Consider the following 1,896-nt stretch of genomic DNA (forward strand, 5'->3'; position numbering starts at 1 on the left):
CTAGGAACGCGCTGAATATGGGCGTTCCCTGGGGTGCGCCCCCGGGCGGCGTCTGGTCGTGCTGTCAGCGGGTGGGGGTGGTTGGTTCGGGGTGGTGACGTTGCGGGGCGGTCTGGGTGGTGGCCGGAGCCAGCGGTTGAGGCCGTGGTGGTGTCTGTGGGTGCTGGTGGTTGCCGGTTCAGGAGGTGGTGAGGGCCCATCCGTCGGTCCAGTGCAGGCCGTGGTTGATCAGGTTGCGGAGGTTGAGGGCGGCGGTACGCCGTTTCAGCCAGGCGTTGTTGGGTTCCACACCCCGGTAGCGCAGCTTCAACCGACGCCCGCCGCGGCTGGCGACTTGCGCGATGACCCGTTCGATGTTGGGCCGGTGCCGCCGGTATCGCTCCCGCAGGGTCGGGTCGGTTTTCCAGTCCCGGCGGGCTTGGCGTAGCAGGGCGTCGTGTTCGTGCAGCACGATCTTGCGGCCGGTCTTCGATTTGGTGCACGTCGCCTGTAGTGGGCAGGTGCGGCACAACGCGCCGAAGGCGGCGGTGCGGGTGGTAGGGCTGATCGGCCGGGTATGCCCGGCCGGGCAGGTGACCGTCCGCTCATCGTCGTCCACGGTGAAGTCGTCCACGGTGAAGCCACCGGCGACCGGGGACTGCACCGGCTTGGGTTTGATGATCGCGGTGTGTCCGGCCTGGTCGAGGGCATCGCGTAGGTCCCCGGTGCCGTAGGCGGAATCGCCGTACCATTCCCGGCCGGGCAGGCGGTCGGGATCACCGGGATGGTCATCGTCGGTGCTGCCGCCGGGCAGGTCAGCAGCACCGACCAAGTCGCCGTCGCCGGTGGTGGTGGCGTGGTCGTTGGCCAGGAACTGGGCCGCAACGGCCGGGTCGGAGTTGTCGCTGCCGGCGGCTTTGGTCAACTGCTCGTCGGTGATGATGCCGGTGTCCGGATCGGCGGCCACGTGGGCGCGGTAGCCGTCGCGGCGAGCCTCGGGCGACTTGCGGGTGTGCCGGGCCTCGGGATCCATGGTGGACACGACCCGGTCCTCGGCGACCTTACGGGCGATGCGCCACCGCCCGTCGGTACCGTCGGAGCCCTCGGCCGGTTCCACGTCCTGCCCGGCCACCAACGCCAGCAGCGCGAGGGCCTGCTGCGCCGGCTCGTCCAGCGTCGCCTCAGCCAGCGCCGTCACCAGGGCATTGGCGTCGTTGACCAACGCGGAGACCAACGCGTCCTTGGCGACCGGGTCGTCCCAGTCGATGTCCGGCTTACCCGGCCGGGTGTAGTCATGCCCGGTACACACCGCCGCGATCTGCTCGGCGGCGCCGGGCACGACCCGCGCCACCCGGCGGATCTGGCTGATCAACTGGGTGATCGTGTCCTGCGTGGCCACCGCGTCGGCCAGGATCGTGGAATCCACCGCCCGCCGGCGCCGTCCCCGCAGCACCCCGGTCGCCTCGACCACCTGCCGCACCGCCTCGGTGATGCGGTGCGGACGATCCGAACGGGCCAGCCGACGCCGCCAGTACGTCAACGTCGAAGGGTGGAACCCCTTGTCGTCCAACGCCAACCCGCAGGCCACCTTCCACCGCAGGTCACAACGAGCCGCCTCGGCGGTCTCCGCGTCCGAGTAGTCCAACAGCGTCTGCAACGTCAGGATCGACGCCGCCACCGGGGCTGGTATCGACGGGCGGCCCTTGGCCGACGGGAACAGATCCGCGAACTGATCATCCGGGAACACCCGACCCCGATGCTCGGCCAGGAACGCATACATACTGCCCGCCGGCACCAGATGCCCGACCAGGGCCGCCGCGTCCAGCAACTCCCGGTCAGCACGCTCTACACCCTGCACACAAAAATCATCCCATATCAATGCAAGCGGGTGCAGAAGCCACGCCCATTATTCAGTAC

At 69.4% G+C, this 1,896-nt stretch carries 1 protein-coding gene; it reads right to left on the reverse strand.

The features are described 5' to 3' along the window. Window positions 1-178 precede the first annotated feature (178 nt). Entirely contained in the window at window positions 179-1,759 is a 1,581-nt protein-coding gene (locus EFE23_RS27760; RefSeq protein WP_439650882.1) for a transposase, read from the reverse strand. Window positions 1,760-1,896 lie beyond the last annotated feature (137 nt).

Origin of the sequence: Micromonospora solifontis (assembly GCF_003725545.1) — a bacterium.
GTDB classification, from domain to species: Bacteria; Actinomycetota; Actinomycetes; order Mycobacteriales; family Micromonosporaceae; genus Micromonospora; species Micromonospora solifontis.